This is a genomic window from Helicobacter ganmani, assembly GCF_003364315.1.
Taxonomy (GTDB): Bacteria; Campylobacterota; Campylobacteria; order Campylobacterales; family Helicobacteraceae; genus Helicobacter_D; species Helicobacter_D ganmani.
On sequence record NZ_NXLS01000006.1, the window covers coordinates 1 to 13938 of the forward strand.

A 13938-nucleotide genomic window follows, 5' to 3' on the forward strand; every position below is an offset into this window, starting at 1 on the left:
GTCTTATCCCCATCTTGTCCCCCTTTTATTACCACCTTTAGCTTATTCTTTTATCCTTGTGGAATCCCACAAGGAAAAGGGAAATATAAAATTGCTTTGTCTTTAGAAAAATAAGAATTCTTATATATTGTGATTAGAAATGCCCTCTACCTAAAATCCACAATATCAATCTTACCCTTTAAACTTTTACTAGCGCAGATTTTGCATTGTAGAAAGTGAGTCTGAAACTGCATTTTGATAAAGAATCACATTTGGATTATCTTGTTATTTACTTCTTAAAAACTCCACCAAATAACAATTAGGCTCAAATGCGTAAGAAATCTCTCCGCAATGCAACTAAATGATTTTTTCTTTCAATTGCGCTGTTTAGATTCATTGTTATAACTCTTTTTGGTTTGATTTGATGTTTAAATGAAAGTGAAATAGAATTGATGACATAAAATTACTTGCAAATCTATAATTTAACATAAAGCAAGCATATAATAGAATCTTAAAATTCAAAAAAGGGATTTATATGCAAATTTTTATTGCTGGAAGCCATACAGATGTGGGGAAAACCTCTGTTAGTGCGGCATTGTGTTACGCATTTAGTTTAGATTATTTTAAACTCGTTCAAGCAGGCACTCCAACAGACAATCAAAGAATCCAAAGTTTAACACCTGCGACCAAAATTTATCCTAGTGGCATTACCTTGCAAACTCCTGCTAGCCCTCACATCGGTATGCAAAAAGAAAAAATATCCTACAATGGGCTAAGAATTCCATTGCCCAAATCAGAAAATTTACTCATTGAGAGTGCGGGCGGGCTTTTTACCCCATTGGATTCCCAAAAATGTATGATAGATTTTTTAAGCACACACCGACTGCCTTGCATTTTGGTTGGTGCGTATTATCTTGGCGGAATCAATCATATTTTACTTAGTATTGCGGCATTAAAAGCACGTGAGATTCCACTTCTTGGGCTAATTATAAGCAAAGACCAAAATCCTCTAATGGACACCTTTATAAAGTCTTATACGCAAGTCAAAATTGCACACTTCGCGACTTATTCCGACAGGGAGACTTTTCAAGCAAATTCCAATAAGCTAAAAGAGGAAATGCAGAATCTTAAAATGATTTAAAAACACGAAAAAGGCATATTTTAAGAGATAAAACGCTAAAATAGCGCAAAAATTTATGAAGGTCCGATATGAAATTTAGACTCGCACATGCACCTTATATTGGAAATAAAATAGCATTAGATTTATCCACCTGCGGTTTTGTAAATGTTTTACACGGATTAGAGGGGATTGCAAAAGTCGCACAAAAATTCATTGAAGCAAATATCCAAGAAGAAGCAAACATAGAAGAAAAAGCAAGGGAAATTTTGGAAGAAAATTTAGATGAAATTGAATTTATGCGAGCTGATGAACATCAACTTTTTTGGAAAATCAAACAAAAATTAGCAGAAAATGAAAATTTTATTTTGAACTTTGAAGACCGCTACAATCATCTTGCGCACAAAATCCTTGATGAGCTTTTTGAGGAAGATTTGATTGACTCTGCCACTTCTGAAACGCGAATTGTCAATGTCATATTCAAAGCCATTAATAGCTATTCAAGAATCTACAATGAAGTAGAAGAAATCGTGCAAGAACGTATTGCAAACTATAAACGAAAAATAGTCTTTGGAAGCGAAGAATACGATTTGATTTTTGACAAACTCTACCAAGAGGAACTCAAAAAGAAAGGATTTCTGTCATGACATCTCCACATGATAAACTAAAAGATGTTTGGCTTTATTTAGCAAATGGTTTGTTTTTCAAGGCAAAAAGCTTCGGTGCCGAGAAAACAAGCGTGGGTGAGTTGGTATTTAACACCTCACTAACAGGCTATCAAGAAATCACAACCGACCCGAGCTATGCAGGGCAATTCATCTGCTTTACTATGCCAGAGATTGGAATCGTAGGAACAAACAAACAAGATATGGAGAGTCGCGGAATCTTTGCCAAAGGAATTTTGTGCCATCATTATAATTCCAAATTTTCAAATTTTCGTGCAGAGGAAAGCTTGGGAGAGTTTTTAAAGAAATTCAACACAATGGGGATTTGCGCAATTCCTACACGTTTGCTCACAAGAACCTTGCGCGAAGAGGGCGCAATGATGATGATTGCCTCTACTGAAATCTCCAACAAAAACGAATTAAAAAAACTCCTAGAAAGCAGCCCAAAGATTGAGGAAATCAATTACATCAAAGAAGTCAGCACACAAACACCCTACCAACACTACAAAGGTAAATTTGACTTTCAAAGTATGGACTACACCACACCTAAGACATATCAAAAAATCCTAGCAATTGATTTTGGAATCAAACAAAGCATTTTAAACCAGCTCGTCAGTGCGGGCTTCGGCGTAGAAGTCATACCACACGATTTTGAAGCACAATCACTAATTGCACGTTATGCACAGGGTGAATTTGACGGAATCTTTCTTTCTAATGGACCCGGGGACCCACAAGTGCTTCATACAGAAATCGCTGAAATCAAAAAATTAATTGCCGCCAAGATTCCGCTTTTTGCAATTTGTTTGGGACATCAGTTGCTTTCTCTTGCACATGGTTACCCCACCCATAAACTCAAATTTGGACACCACGGCGGCAACCACCCTGTGAAAAACCTCCTCACACAAGAAATAGAAATCACCGCACAAAACCACAATTATTCTGTGCCAGAATCTATCCAAGAAGTTGCGGAGGTTACTCACCGCAACCTCTTTGACAATACCATTGAGGGGGTGCGCTACAAAAATGCTCTGATTTGCTCTTTTCAACACCACCCAGAAGCAGGACCCGGACCTTTAGAATCTACTATGCTTTTTAATGCCTTTGCTAAACTACTTCAAGATGCAAAGGCATAGTGCTTTGCCTAAGCTATGAATAATGTCCAATCACAGATTGCCCAAACCCTTGAATGCCTGAAACGCGATTCCAACTACCGCGTGCTTGTTCCACAAAAGCACAAGGGCTTCCAAATCACCAGATTCACAAATCCTACAAACAAAAATCCACAATGGCTTTTAAATCTTGCTAGCAACGATTATTTAGGGCTTGCAAGTGATGAATCTTTTAATGCTATGTTTTTAGATTCCACTCTTTTTAAAGAAAATTTATATTTTAGCTCATCTTCCTCGCGGCTTTTAAGTGGGAATTTTGAAATTTACGCACAGCTAGAATCTCATCTCTCCCATACTTTTGGCAAACAAGCCCTTATATTCAATAGTGGATTCCATGCAAATTTAGGAGCTTTAGGTGCATTAAACTCCCTTAAAAATGTGCTATTTATCGCGGATAAATCTATCCACGCAAGCCATATTGATGGGCTAAAATCCTTTCAAACTACCCATTTAAAGAGATTTTCGCACAACGATATGCAAAGACTAGAACAATTCTTGCGAGACAATGCGCCCAAATACGAAGCTATTTTTATTTTGAGTGAGGGGCTTTTTAGTATGGAGGGAGATTTTGCGCCGATACGCACCCTTGTTACACTAAAACAACAATTTGATAATGTGTATTTGTATCTTGATGAAGCGCATAGTATTGGGAGTTTTGGCAAAGACGGCTTGGGAGTTTGCGCGGACTTTGGATTACTAGATTCTATTGATTTTTTGGTGCTAACCTTTGGCAAAGCCCTTGCATCTATGGGTGCTTGCGTGCTGTGCAATGGAATCTTTTATGAATATTTTGTGAATTTCTCCCGCGCTTTGATTTACTCTACCGCGCTTCCTCCTTTAAACATTGCACGTAGCCTCTTTAGCTTTTTGGAACTTGCCAATCTCAACAACCAAAGAGCAAATTTAGCGCGCTTAAGTGAGGATTTCAAAGCACTTTTAATAAAAAATTTAGACTTGGAAGTCTTGGGAGATTATAATATTATCAGTCTGATTCTAGGAGATAACGCCAAAGCGGTGCATTTTGCAAAAAAATTGGAACAAAGAGGCTACTTTGCGCCCGCCATAAAATCCCCTACGATTCCAAAGAATCGCGCTTGTTTGCGATTCTCTTTAAGCGCAAATCTGCCCTTTGAAACTTTAGAATCTCTCGTCCCAATTCTTAAAAAGATTGATTATGAATATTTATCAAAAAATAAATAATAATGAAAATATATTATTAATATTTGGGGGATTTGCCTCCCACCCCTCGCATTTTCTGCCCCTTATTCCTGCACATTACGATTTTATCCTCTTATCCCATTACCAACACCTAGATTTTAGTGTCCTAAAGTCTCTTTTGCAAAACTTAAACAAAGAATCCAAAATCACTCTTTTAGCCTTTTCTATGGGTGTATTTGTCGCACGCGTTTTTATGGAATCCTCGCAAGATTTCAACTGCTTTGCGCGCAAAATTGCGATTAATGGCACAGAATTTGGTATGCATTCAAAATTTGGAATTCCACCTAAAATCTTTAAACTCACGCAAAAAACCTTCAATTTAACGACTTTTAAGCACAATTTGTTCGGTAAATTTTTCAATCAAACCCATAATTTTGAGTTTTTGGATTCTAATATTTTACGCGAAGAATTGGGCTTTTTTATTCAAGCCTGTCTGCAATTTGACACGATTACAAGTGAGATTTTTTGGGACGAGATTCTTATTTCCAAACAAGATTTGGTTTTTAATACACAATCTCAAAAAAACTTTTGGATTGACTTCAAAGGTGCGCAAGAGCGAATCTTAGAAATTGACGCTCCACATTTTGCATTTTTTGATTGGCAACCCTAATGCAAACACAAAAAGAACTAATCCAACAGGGATTCCAAAGAGCCAAGCTAACTTATGCGCAAAATGCAAATGTGCAACAGGCGATGCAACAAAAATTACTTGCAATCCTACACAAACACTGCAAAGCAAGGAATTTAGGCAATATTTTAGAACTTGGTTGTGGCAATGGACTTTTGGCACAGAATCTTGCACTAAATTTTGAGTTTGAATCCTATTTAGCGGTGGATTTGGTAGATTTTTCTAATGATTTTATAAAGATTCAAAAAGACACATCACACAAGATAGACTTTTTGCAGGCAGATTTTGAGGATTTGGTAAAAATAGGTAATAAGAATCCCGATTTGCAATACGATTTGATTTTGTCCAACGCAAGTATGCAATGGGTAAATCAGTGGAGTTTTTTGCCACAATTAAGTGCGTTACTCCAACCAAATGGAATCTTAGCCTTTAGCACTTTTGGCACAGAAAACTATCAAGAATTGCGTGCGAGTTGTGGAATTGGATTGGAATATTTGGAGCTAAAAGATTATGTAGAAATTTTGCAATCAGATTTTAAAATTTTGGAATCTTTTGGAGTCAGGATTCCCTTGCGCTTTTCAAGCACCCTTGCGCTTTTCAAGCATTTGCGTGATACAGGTGTAAATTCCTTGCAGCGAGGCTTTAAACTAAACAAAAAACTCTTAACAGACTACGCGGTGCGATTCCATAATGTCTTAACCTATCACCCAATCTATCTTTTGGCGCAAAAAAGAAGTTTGGAATCTAAACCTAAAGATTCTCCCTCAAACTCTTAAGCTTAAAATATTCCACTGCATTTTTGGCAAAGATTCCAGATTCTGCGTCTTTGTGGCAGGTTTGACAATTTGCCTTGCTTTTGATTGCCTTTGTTGTAAAAATCTTTGGATTGAGTTTGCGGTGTGCAATCTCCCAATAAGGAGTTTTTGTGATTGCAATTTGTTGGGATTCTTTTTGTTGCGTAAATTTCGTATCCACAACATCACTTGCATATTTTTCTAAAAATGCAGCAATTCTTGCGTGCGTTTCTTCCTCCAAGCTTGCGTCATCGCCAAAATGATTTTCTAAATCACTCATCATAGAATCCCACGCGGACTTTGGAAGCAAAAAGGGAGCATAGGCAATATGACAGCTTCCGCATTCTTGCTTATACTCTCCAAAGGCTGTTTTATTAGAATCTTGCGTGAAAAAATCCTGCGCGGAGGAGCGTAAAAGTATGTTTTTGGGATAAAGCAAATAAAGAAACAATGCAAACAAAAAGAGGAGAAAAAAAGCAAAAATTGCCTTTTGCGCAGGATTTAGAGAGACGCTTTCGTCCTTTTGCGTGCGTTTGTAGCCATTGAGCATAGAATCTATTGCATCTCCTTTGCTCCAAAACTTGTCTATTAAGCTTCCACAAAAATGAATTGCCACGATAAACAATAAGCAATTTGCAAAAAATTCGTGCAAATCATCGCCCATATAAAAGTAGCTATATGTGAAAAACAATGGGGCAAAGATTCCGCTATTTTGCTCCGCTCCATATTGCAAAAGTCCGCTAAATACGACAAGAAATCCAAAGCCAAGCATAAGAATAATTGCCACGCTTGAGGCAGGATTGTGTCCGATATAATGCTTTTTATTTCCTAAAATAGAAGTAAGATATTCTAGGATTCCACGATAGTTAAAATCCCAAAAGCGCGAATGCTTTGTGCCGATAAATCCCCAAATAACGCGCAATATCACCCCTGCTCCAAATAAAACTCCACAAACAATATGCACAAGAAAAAGTGTGTCTATATCCGCGCTTAGGTAAGAGAGTGCAAAAGTGAGAATCAAAAAATAATGCAAAAAACGATTGATAAAAGTCCAAATATAGCTCTTAATCACGCCAGATTCCATAGTTTGGAATATCAATCGTCTGTCCCCCATAGATTCCTTGTTCGGCTTTGGTATGGCAAGCGGCACAACGCGCAATATTTCCCACTTCTTTTTGCTGCACCATCCAATCTTTTAGTTTTCTGTGTTTTTTTTGATGATAGGGAATCTGCGAAATAGAGGTGTATAAGACTCCCGGCTGCATTGATTTTGTTAATTTTGCACTACGACGGTATTGCATTGCTTTTTCACTCGCATTGTCTAGCAAATATTGTGTGATTTGCGCAATGTCCTCTTTGCTTTCTAAACTCGCGTCTGTGTCATAGTGTTGCGCTAAGTTATCCATTACCCATTGCCAAGAAGTGCTAGGGAGCAAACCGGGTTGATAGCCAAAATGACAACTTGCGCACTCCTTTTTGTAAAGTGCATTATCCACCGCTTTTACCTCTGGACCTTTGCGCCCTTCCGCATAAGCTTGGATTCCAAAAACCGCACAAAGCAAAACCACACTAGAAACTTTTAACATTCTTTTCATTCTTTTTCCCTAAACTTGGATTATTGTAAAATCAAATAATAAAGCACATCACCTTTTTCCCGTGCGCTTCCCTCACGCAAAAAGACATCTTTAAAATTGCGTTTAAGCCATTTTTTGACTTCTTTTACATCGCTTAAACGCGTAGGATTCACGCTTGGAGCTAAAGGCTCTAGTGTTTTGTTGGTAAAAACATTGGTTGCGGGAGTTTTTAAATCCACATTATGGCAGCTTTGGCAGGATAGCAAGGTGTCGTTTTTGCCCTTGTTTTTTGTGCTAAAAATCACTTCTCCTCTTTTGGCATCAAAGTCTTGGAAGTTTGGATTTTCTGCTTTTGCTTCACTCTTCAATTCCTCAATATAAGCTTGCATTGACGGATTAAATCCACCCGCAAAGCCTACATTTCCAAGTAACAAGATTCCACAGGCACTCAAAGCCAAACTCTTAAAAACTCTTTTTGTTCTCATTTTGTCTCCCTTAAATCAAGAAATAAGATTCAAAATGATAATAAAAAAGTGTGAAGAAAATCTTAACAATTTAAAGAGAGATTCTATAACTTAAAAGTCATATTTTACCCTTATCCAAGCATTTCTACCAATCTCATAAATCCTATCACTTATAGGATTATTTGCCACGCTTAAATCAATGCTATTTTTGGATAAATGATAACTATAAAGCTTATTGGTAATATTTTCTAGCCCCATTAAACTTGCCATTCTTGATAGCGCAATCCTGCATAGAGGTTGATGATTCCAATCCGCTAGAATCCCCGAAGTCTTTGCCGATGACATTTCCATATCCCTCATCAGAACGCGTTTGTTTGGCATTGGCATACATTTCGCATTTCAAAAATATTTTTTGGTCATCGTATTTAAGTGCGATTCTGCTAGATAAGGGTGCGACTTGCGCTAAGGGCTTGTTTTCTTTTGTATTCTCTCCATAAGTGTAACTCGCCATTGCTTCCGCAAAGAGATTAGGCATAAACTCATAAGAGACTTCTGCCTCCGCTCCGCTTAAAAAGGCGTTCGTGTTAAAGCTGCGTATTTGGGGCTTTGTATAATCTAACAAATATAGTCTTGTACATAAGAAATAAAGCCCGACACATTCGCGCTTAAACCCTCTTTTTGGTGGGATAAACCAATGTCTAATTGCGTATTGGTTTCTTTGCTCAAATACATTCCATCTACCTTAGAAACCTCCCAAAAATCCGGAATCCTATCTGCGATTCCAAGTCCAGCATAAAGGGTGGAATCCCGCAAATAATGCTCATAACGCGCAAAGGCACTCGTGGCGTATTGCTTTCTTTCCTTGTCCAATCTGTGTGCGGTTGTCTCTATATAATCCTCTCTAATCCCCGCAAAAACACCAGATTCCGCCCCAATATACCATTCTCCTTGCGCATAGATTCCATAGGAATCAAAGGTATAGTTGGGTTGATAATTGGTGCGCAGTGCAGCCTCTGCGCCGTCTCTTGTCGTCTGCCCTGTGGAAGTGCGGGTTTTGTGCTTGTCCTTATCATAATCGCCCCCGAAGTAAAGTTTAGAGATTTCAAAAACCTTTTGTATTCTGCTTTAACACCAATATTTGTGCGCTTTGGGTTGCTTAGGTTATAAAGATTTCCTATTTTTGGCTGACCATTAGTCAAGCTATAATTGTCCATAATATGGTCAATGCTATTATAATATGCGCGTAAATCTAGCAAATCTTTATCAAAATAATTTTGGAATCGCAACTGATAAGATTCTCTATCAAAGGTGCGTGCGTCCATTGCCCTATCAGCATACGCCGCCTCTCCCCTGCCAATGTCTGCACTCAACTCCAAAGCACTTGTTTCCGTAAGTGTTAGAGCGCCTACAATCGTGCCGGAACGTCTTTGGTGTTCTGAATGCACTCTTTGACCTGCACCATCTTTGTAATCATCGCGTGAATAATCCGAATAAATCCCCTGCAAACTTCCTAGTTCATTTCCAACGCTTAGATAAGTATTGAAATCCAACCGATTAAAGCTTCCCACAAGCCCATCGGCACTGAAGTTAAAGTTTGTATCTTTTAGGCGCAAAGTCTCTCGGTCAAAGAGGATTCCACCCGCGCTCATCGTGCCATAGCGAACATCTTGAGGACCCTTGATTAAAGTAACCAAATTGTAGTTTTGCGAAAAAACATAAGTAAAAGTTGTACCCATTCTCCCGCCACAACCACCATTTAAATTGCTTCCATTGACAAAAATTGGCAATCTTCCAGCACCTTGTGAGCGGTAAAAGACCTCTGTGCCTCCCCCGCCCTTTTTGGCATTAGCCTTTATTATAAAATCAACACATATTACCAAAAATTTGTACAAATCGTTTGGATAAATTTTTGGATTAATTCTTGAAATTTAGTTAAACCCACCCAGCTAAATTCTAACTTTTGCTATAATAATACATTTTAACAAACTACAAAGGAAAATGAATGCAAACAATATTGAGGTTACTTTTTGGAACATTTTTAAGCACACTCCTTGCTATGAATATGCTTTATGCAGAATCACTAAAAGAGGGCAAAGACTATATTAAGCTAAAAAATCCTCTTGATGTCCCACAAAAATCTATTGTGGAGATTTTCAATGTAGGTTGTCCGCATTGTGCCAAAATGGGCGAGCTATTACCAAAACTTTTTGCAACAATTCCACAAGAAGCCGTATTTTTACCTTACCATATCACCACAGGAAGTGCATTTAGTGCGCAAGCAAGCGAGGTTTTAGCAGTTGCAGTTTCTATTGATGAGGAACGCAATCTGACTTCAAAAGATATTGAATCTTACTTTAGACGCGCAAGCAATGCGTATTTTGACGCATTTTTCAAAACGCAAAAACATTTCAAAAACAAAGAATCTTTTATCGCTTTTGGCTTAGACGCAATGGAGATTTCACAAACAAAGTTTGAAACGCAATTAAGACACAAAGAAGTGCAAGAAAAGCTCAAAGCTTGGCAAGATTCTATCGCACAAATAGGCATTCAAAGCGTGCCTAGCTTTATTGTCAATGGCAAATACTTAATTCTAATGAATAAAGTTAAAGATTCGGAAGATTTTATTTATAAAATCAATTATTTACTTGGAATTTAAATTCATAAAAATTTGAAAATATCTTCACAATTTATTAACAAAGTGTCTTTATAATTTCAAGTGCAATCACAAAAACAACTCAAAAATAAGGAGCAAAAATGAAAACTTTGAAATTATTTGGCGCATTCGCAACTGCTGCGATTCTTTCTACTACTGCTGCAATGGCAGGTTATGACTTTGATGTCGCGGGGCAAATTTCAGCAGTAGATAACAAGAACAAAACCATTACCTTATCAGGACCGGGCGGACAACTTGTGATTAAAGTTTTACCCTACACTGAAATTAAAGGTGATGATTGTGGTGCTTTTGGACAAGATGTTTATGGCACTTTCAAAGATTTGACCGTGGGCAAATTTGTAAAAGTTGAAGCAATTCCTTATGGTGGATACAATGCTTATGCCGATAGCAACTCAGGAGCTATCAACCCACAAACAGGTTTGCCACAAAATATGCAGCTCACCGCAAAAGAAATTGAATGGAAATGCTATCCTAGAGCTTACTAATCTTAACGATTATTAATCCCCTTGCAAAGCCTCTTTGGCTTTTGCTCCACACCTTTTTTACAAGATTCTATGCAACAAAATCATAGTATATATGTGTAACTCCCCGCAAAGCACAAACCCAAACTAAAGAATCTCGTGGTTGAATATTTTTAATAGATTAAGATTATAGATTGCTTCCTTATGATGGCGCAGTGTAGAATTGCTATTACGAAGCCCCGTTAGAAGCTGTGGTAATCTACAATTTTGGACTTCGTAAAATAAAAGGCAAGATTCCATCTTTATCTTACTTTAAGAAATTCTACTTTATAATTATATATGAGCATTTGTTCATATATAATTATAAAAGGAGACCTTATGCCAGAAATTGACGAAAATCGCGCCAAAACCCTACAAACAATCCTGAAAACAATTCCACAAGAAGAATTGCTCTACGACCTTGCGGAACTCTTTAAAATCTTTGGTGATTCCTCAAGGATTCGGATTCTCTCGCTTTTGCAAGTGGATAAACTCTGTGTGGGCGAAATTTCTCATTTGTTAAACCTCTCGCAAAGTGCAGTTTCTCATCAACTAAGAATCCTGCGCCAAGCGCGTCTTGTGCGCTACCAAAAAATCGGCAAAGAAGTATTTTATTCACTAGATGATGACCATATTGAAAAGATTTTCAATCAAGGTTTAGAGCATATTCAAGAAATGTGAGGAAAAAGATGAACTGCTACAACAATCAATGCGAAACTATCTATGCAAAATCCAAAGAAAAATTTCTCCACCAAACCTTTTTTATCGGCGCAATCTTGCTCTATTGTGTTGCGCTTTTGGTGGATTTAGAAATCTTAAGATTCCATTTAAATCCTCTGATTTTAACTTTCCTCTTTGTTTTTTGTTATTTCACTTTGGGTTTTGGAATCCTAAAAGAAGCTTTTAGAAGTCTTATTAAGCGGGAATATTTTAATGAAAACACTTTAATGGCACTTGCAAGTTTGAGTGCTTTTGGTATCGGCGAGAGTGCGGAAGCCGTAGCGATTCTAATCTTTTATCGCATTGGCGAAAGTCTGCAAGAACGCGTTGTAGAAAAAGCCAAAACGCAGATTCGCTCCCTAAGCGCATTAAAAATAGAAAGTGCGAGAATCCTGCGCGAGAATACACAAATCTCCATTTCTCCACAAGAGATTCAAGCAGGTGATAGACTTATCGTATTTGCTGGAGAAAGAATACCAGCTGATGGCAAAATCGTCCAAGGCGAAAGTAATCTTGACAACTCCGCACTCAATGGAGAATCTATCCCACAAAATGTAAAAGTCGGGGATATGGTTTTCTCTGGTGGGATTAATTTAGATGGAATCTTGCATATCCAAGCAACACAAAATTACGCAAACTCCACCTTTAGCAAGATTCTACAACTCATTGAAGAGGGCAATGCACAAAAAAGTCGCAGCGAGGAATTTATCACAAAATTTGCTCGCTATTATACGCTCATTGTTACGCTCTTAGCCTTTGGAATCGCACTTATTCCGACATTGTATCTTTGGGCTTTGGGGGCAGATTTCACAGAAACATTCCAAACTTGGTCTTATCGGGGGATTATTTTCTTGGTCGTCTCTTGCCCTTGCGCACTCGTGATTTCTATCCCTCTTACTTTTTTTGCCTCTTTGGGTAAAGCCTCTGAAATGGGGATTTTGATTAAAGGCTCAAGCTATCTTGAATCACTAAATTTTGCGCAAACCATTGTATTGGACAAAACAGGCACGCTCACAAAAGGCACGCTCACCCTAAAAGAAATCCGAAGTTATACCTCTTATGATGAAAATTTTATCTTAGAAAAAGCGCAAGAGCTAGAATCGCATTCTAATCACCCAATTGCCAAAGCTATTTTAAACAACAAGATTCCACAAAAAAATCAAGACACGCAAGAAATCAAAAATCTTAAAGAACACGCAGGCGGAGGAATCAGCGCAACAATTGGAGGACAAGCTTTCGCACTTGGCAATGCGCGCTTCATAGAATCCCTTACCAAAACCAACATTCAAGACAAACAAAGCGCGAAATGTCAAGTTTTTTTAAGCCTCGAAAACGAAATCATCGGCTCCATACTTCTTGAAGACACGCTCAAAGAAGAAGCTAAGGAGGCGTTAGAGAAGCTAAAAATGCGCGAAATGGAGTGCGTGTGCCTAAGCGGAGACAAGCAAAGTGTAGCACAAGAAGTCGCAAAGAAAGTTGGAATCAGCGAGGTTTATGCGGAATTGCTACCAAACGAAAAAGTTGAGCATTTACAAAAGATTCTAATGGAACAAAAGGCGCAAGGTAAAAAGGTAATTTTCGTAGGAGATGGAATCAATGACGCACCCTCTTTGGCATTAAGTGATATTGGAATCGCAATGGGAAAAGTCGGTAGTGATGTCGCGTTAGAGGGAGCAGATATTGTCATTATGGACGATGATTTAAACAAGATTCCACTTGTTTTACAAATCGCAGGCAGGACACGAAAGATTTTGTGGGAAAACATTATTTTCGCGCTTGGCACAAAAGTACTGATTATGATACTTGGCACACTTGGAATCGCGAATTTATGGCTTGCTCTTTTTGGAGATGTGGGAGTGGCATTGCTCGCCCTTCTCAACGCCAAGCGCGCAATCCACTAAAAATATGTTATAATCTTGGTTTATTTTCTAAAAAGGTTATACTACATTAAAAAGGTTGTTGAAAATTTTATAAGGGAAAATTATAGAATTTGGGAAAAGAGCAAAAATGACTTTAGGGCAAAAAACTTAAAGTGCCCCCTAACGACAGATGAAATAGGGGATAAAAATTTCAATTTTATCTTTTGTCTTAGAAATGTAACTATCAGGGGCGAGGATATTTTATTTTTTGAAGCCTATCTTTATCGTGATGTTCCAAAAGATCCAAAAAAATACTTTAGAAGTCTTTTGCTAGAGGTAGGCAATTCTGATTTAAAAATAGGTGGGATTGTCGGATTCTTAACGAGAATCCGAAGCAACTGCAATGGCTTTTTGGAAGACTCTCAAGCCAAAGCAGACAAACTTTTATTACGTTACATTAATGGCGTGTGATAAAATCTTTCACATAAAACCAATCACACATTATAGATTTCTGTTTTTCGTAAAGTCATTCTATAAAGATTCAAACAAATCTCACAAATATTGCTTAACTTCCCTT

The 13938-nt window shown here is 37.7% G+C and carries 17 protein-coding genes and 1 pseudogene; 11 read left to right on the forward strand and 7 right to left on the reverse strand.

The annotated features are described in order from the left end of the window. The first annotated feature begins 514 nt into the window (after window positions 1-514). From CQA43_RS06190 to CQA43_RS06215, 6 genes are all read left to right on the forward strand, one after another. Complete coding sequence (locus CQA43_RS06190; RefSeq protein ID WP_115551752.1) at window positions 515-1120, forward strand: dethiobiotin synthase; 606 nt, start codon at window positions 515-517, stop codon at window positions 1118-1120. Window positions 1121-1188: 68 nt separating this feature from the next. Then, window positions 1189-1743: a DUF507 family protein gene (locus tag CQA43_RS06195; protein WP_115551753.1), complete on the forward strand. Its 555-nt coding sequence runs from the start codon at window positions 1189-1191 to the stop codon at window positions 1741-1743. Then, a complete protein-coding gene (gene carA, locus CQA43_RS06200; protein WP_115551754.1) occupies window positions 1740-2894 on the forward strand; it encodes a glutamine-hydrolyzing carbamoyl-phosphate synthase small subunit in 1155 nt (384 codons plus the stop codon). The genes CQA43_RS06195 and carA overlap by 4 nt, the downstream gene beginning before the upstream one ends. A 15-nt stretch (window positions 2895-2909) precedes the next feature. Beyond that, the gene (locus CQA43_RS06205) at window positions 2910-4130 is read left to right on the forward strand and encodes an aminotransferase class I/II-fold pyridoxal phosphate-dependent enzyme (RefSeq protein ID WP_115551755.1); all 1221 of its coding nucleotides are present in this window, start codon (window positions 2910-2912) and stop codon (window positions 4128-4130) included. Next, entirely contained in the window at window positions 4105-4758 is a 654-nt protein-coding gene (locus tag CQA43_RS06210; protein ID WP_115551756.1) for a pimeloyl-ACP methyl esterase BioG family protein, read from the forward strand. Before CQA43_RS06205 ends, CQA43_RS06210 begins: the two co-directional genes overlap by 26 nt. Beyond that, window positions 4758-5552 carry a methyltransferase gene (locus tag CQA43_RS06215; RefSeq protein ID WP_115551757.1) on the forward strand — a complete coding sequence of 265 codons (795 nt, stop codon included), beginning with the start codon at window positions 4758-4760 and terminating at the stop codon, window positions 5550-5552. The genes CQA43_RS06210 and CQA43_RS06215 overlap by 1 nt, the downstream gene beginning before the upstream one ends. Here the strand turns inward: CQA43_RS06215 and CQA43_RS06220 are convergent. The 7 genes and pseudogenes from CQA43_RS06220 to CQA43_RS09970 all read right to left on the reverse strand — a co-directional run. Beyond that, a complete protein-coding gene (locus CQA43_RS06220) occupies window positions 5527-6684 on the reverse strand; it encodes a cytochrome b/b6 domain-containing protein (RefSeq protein ID WP_115551758.1) in 1158 nt (385 codons plus the stop codon). The two genes, CQA43_RS06215 and CQA43_RS06220, sit on opposite strands and share 26 nt — an antisense overlap. Then, window positions 6635-7165, reverse strand: a complete 531-nt coding sequence (locus CQA43_RS06225; protein WP_115551759.1) for a diheme cytochrome c — start codon at window positions 7163-7165, stop codon at window positions 6635-6637. Before CQA43_RS06225 ends, CQA43_RS06220 begins: the two co-directional genes overlap by 50 nt. Window positions 7166-7185: 20 nt before the next feature. Next, a complete protein-coding gene (locus tag CQA43_RS06230) occupies window positions 7186-7629 on the reverse strand; it encodes a DUF1924 domain-containing protein (RefSeq protein ID WP_181881647.1) in 444 nt (147 codons plus the stop codon). Between the two features lie 90 nt (window positions 7630-7719). Beyond that, the gene (locus tag CQA43_RS09715; RefSeq protein ID WP_245944246.1) at window positions 7720-7866 is read right to left on the reverse strand and encodes a hypothetical protein; all 147 of its coding nucleotides are present in this window, start codon (window positions 7864-7866) and stop codon (window positions 7720-7722) included. After that, window positions 7841-8230, reverse strand: coding sequence for a hypothetical protein (locus tag CQA43_RS09720; RefSeq protein ID WP_245944247.1), 390 nt, complete (start codon window positions 8228-8230; stop codon window positions 7841-7843). The genes CQA43_RS09715 and CQA43_RS09720 overlap by 26 nt, the downstream gene beginning before the upstream one ends. Next, a complete protein-coding gene (locus CQA43_RS09725) occupies window positions 8224-8727 on the reverse strand; it encodes a TonB-dependent receptor (RefSeq protein ID WP_342767848.1) in 504 nt (167 codons plus the stop codon). The genes CQA43_RS09720 and CQA43_RS09725 overlap by 7 nt, the downstream gene beginning before the upstream one ends. Before the next feature lie 572 nt (window positions 8728-9299). Then, window positions 9300-9500, reverse strand: a pseudogene (locus tag CQA43_RS09970) (hypothetical protein); the annotation flags it as partial. A gap of 110 nt (window positions 9501-9610) precedes the next feature. Here CQA43_RS09970 and CQA43_RS06240 point away from each other — a divergent pair. The 5 genes from CQA43_RS06240 to CQA43_RS09510 all read left to right on the forward strand — a co-directional run bounded on the left by CQA43_RS06240 (window position 9611) and on the right by CQA43_RS09510 (window position 13832). Continuing rightward, window positions 9611-10264: a thioredoxin domain-containing protein gene (locus CQA43_RS06240; protein ID WP_115551760.1), complete on the forward strand. Its 654-nt coding sequence runs from the start codon at window positions 9611-9613 to the stop codon at window positions 10262-10264. 98 nt (window positions 10265-10362) lie between these two features. Continuing rightward, on the forward strand, window positions 10363-10767 hold the full coding sequence (locus CQA43_RS06245; RefSeq protein ID WP_115551761.1) for a hypothetical protein: 405 nt from the start codon (window positions 10363-10365) through the stop codon (window positions 10765-10767). A 354-nt stretch (window positions 10768-11121) separates the two neighbouring features. After that, complete coding sequence (locus CQA43_RS06250; protein WP_115551762.1) at window positions 11122-11463, forward strand: ArsR/SmtB family transcription factor; 342 nt, start codon at window positions 11122-11124, stop codon at window positions 11461-11463. An 8-nt stretch (window positions 11464-11471) separates the two neighbouring features. Further along, window positions 11472-13403 carry a heavy metal translocating P-type ATPase gene (locus CQA43_RS06255; protein WP_115551763.1) on the forward strand — a complete coding sequence of 644 codons (1932 nt, stop codon included), beginning with the start codon at window positions 11472-11474 and terminating at the stop codon, window positions 13401-13403. Between the two features lie 285 nt (window positions 13404-13688). Further along, window positions 13689-13832 carry a hypothetical protein gene (locus CQA43_RS09510; RefSeq protein ID WP_181881648.1) on the forward strand — a complete coding sequence of 48 codons (144 nt, stop codon included), beginning with the start codon at window positions 13689-13691 and terminating at the stop codon, window positions 13830-13832. The last annotated feature ends 106 nt before the right edge of the window (window positions 13833-13938 follow it).

Excerpts from the sequence above, each read along its gene's own strand:
- CQA43_RS06240 (WP_115551760.1), top strand. The coding sequence starts at position 9,611 with ATGCAAACAATATTGAGGTTACTTTTTGGAACATTTTTAAGCACACTC.
- carA (WP_115551754.1), top strand. The coding sequence starts at position 1,740 with ATGACATCTCCACATGATAAACTAAAAGATGTTTGGCTTTATTTAGCA.
- CQA43_RS06215 (WP_115551757.1), top strand. The coding sequence starts at position 4,758 with ATGCAAACACAAAAAGAACTAATCCAACAGGGATTCCAAAGAGCCAAG.
- CQA43_RS06225 (WP_115551759.1), bottom strand. The coding sequence starts at position 7,165 with ATGAAAAGAATGTTAAAAGTTTCTAGTGTGGTTTTGCTTTGTGCGGTT.
- CQA43_RS06220 (WP_115551758.1), bottom strand. The coding sequence starts at position 6,684 with ATGGGGGACAGACGATTGATATTCCAAACTATGGAATCTGGCGTGATT.
- CQA43_RS06255 (WP_115551763.1), top strand. The coding sequence starts at position 11,472 with ATGAACTGCTACAACAATCAATGCGAAACTATCTATGCAAAATCCAAA.
- CQA43_RS06205 (WP_115551755.1), top strand. The coding sequence starts at position 2,910 with ATGAATAATGTCCAATCACAGATTGCCCAAACCCTTGAATGCCTGAAA.
- CQA43_RS06195 (WP_115551753.1), top strand. The coding sequence starts at position 1,189 with ATGAAATTTAGACTCGCACATGCACCTTATATTGGAAATAAAATAGCA.
- CQA43_RS06210 (WP_115551756.1), top strand. The coding sequence starts at position 4,105 with ATGAATATTTATCAAAAAATAAATAATAATGAAAATATATTATTAATA.
- CQA43_RS06250 (WP_115551762.1), top strand. The coding sequence starts at position 11,122 with ATGCCAGAAATTGACGAAAATCGCGCCAAAACCCTACAAACAATCCTG.
- CQA43_RS09715 (WP_245944246.1), bottom strand. The coding sequence starts at position 7,866 with ATGGGGCTAGAAAATATTACCAATAAGCTTTATAGTTATCATTTATCC.
- CQA43_RS06230 (WP_181881647.1), bottom strand. The coding sequence starts at position 7,629 with ATGAGAACAAAAAGAGTTTTTAAGAGTTTGGCTTTGAGTGCCTGTGGA.
- CQA43_RS06190 (WP_115551752.1), top strand. The coding sequence starts at position 515 with ATGCAAATTTTTATTGCTGGAAGCCATACAGATGTGGGGAAAACCTCT.
- CQA43_RS06245 (WP_115551761.1), top strand. The coding sequence starts at position 10,363 with ATGAAAACTTTGAAATTATTTGGCGCATTCGCAACTGCTGCGATTCTT.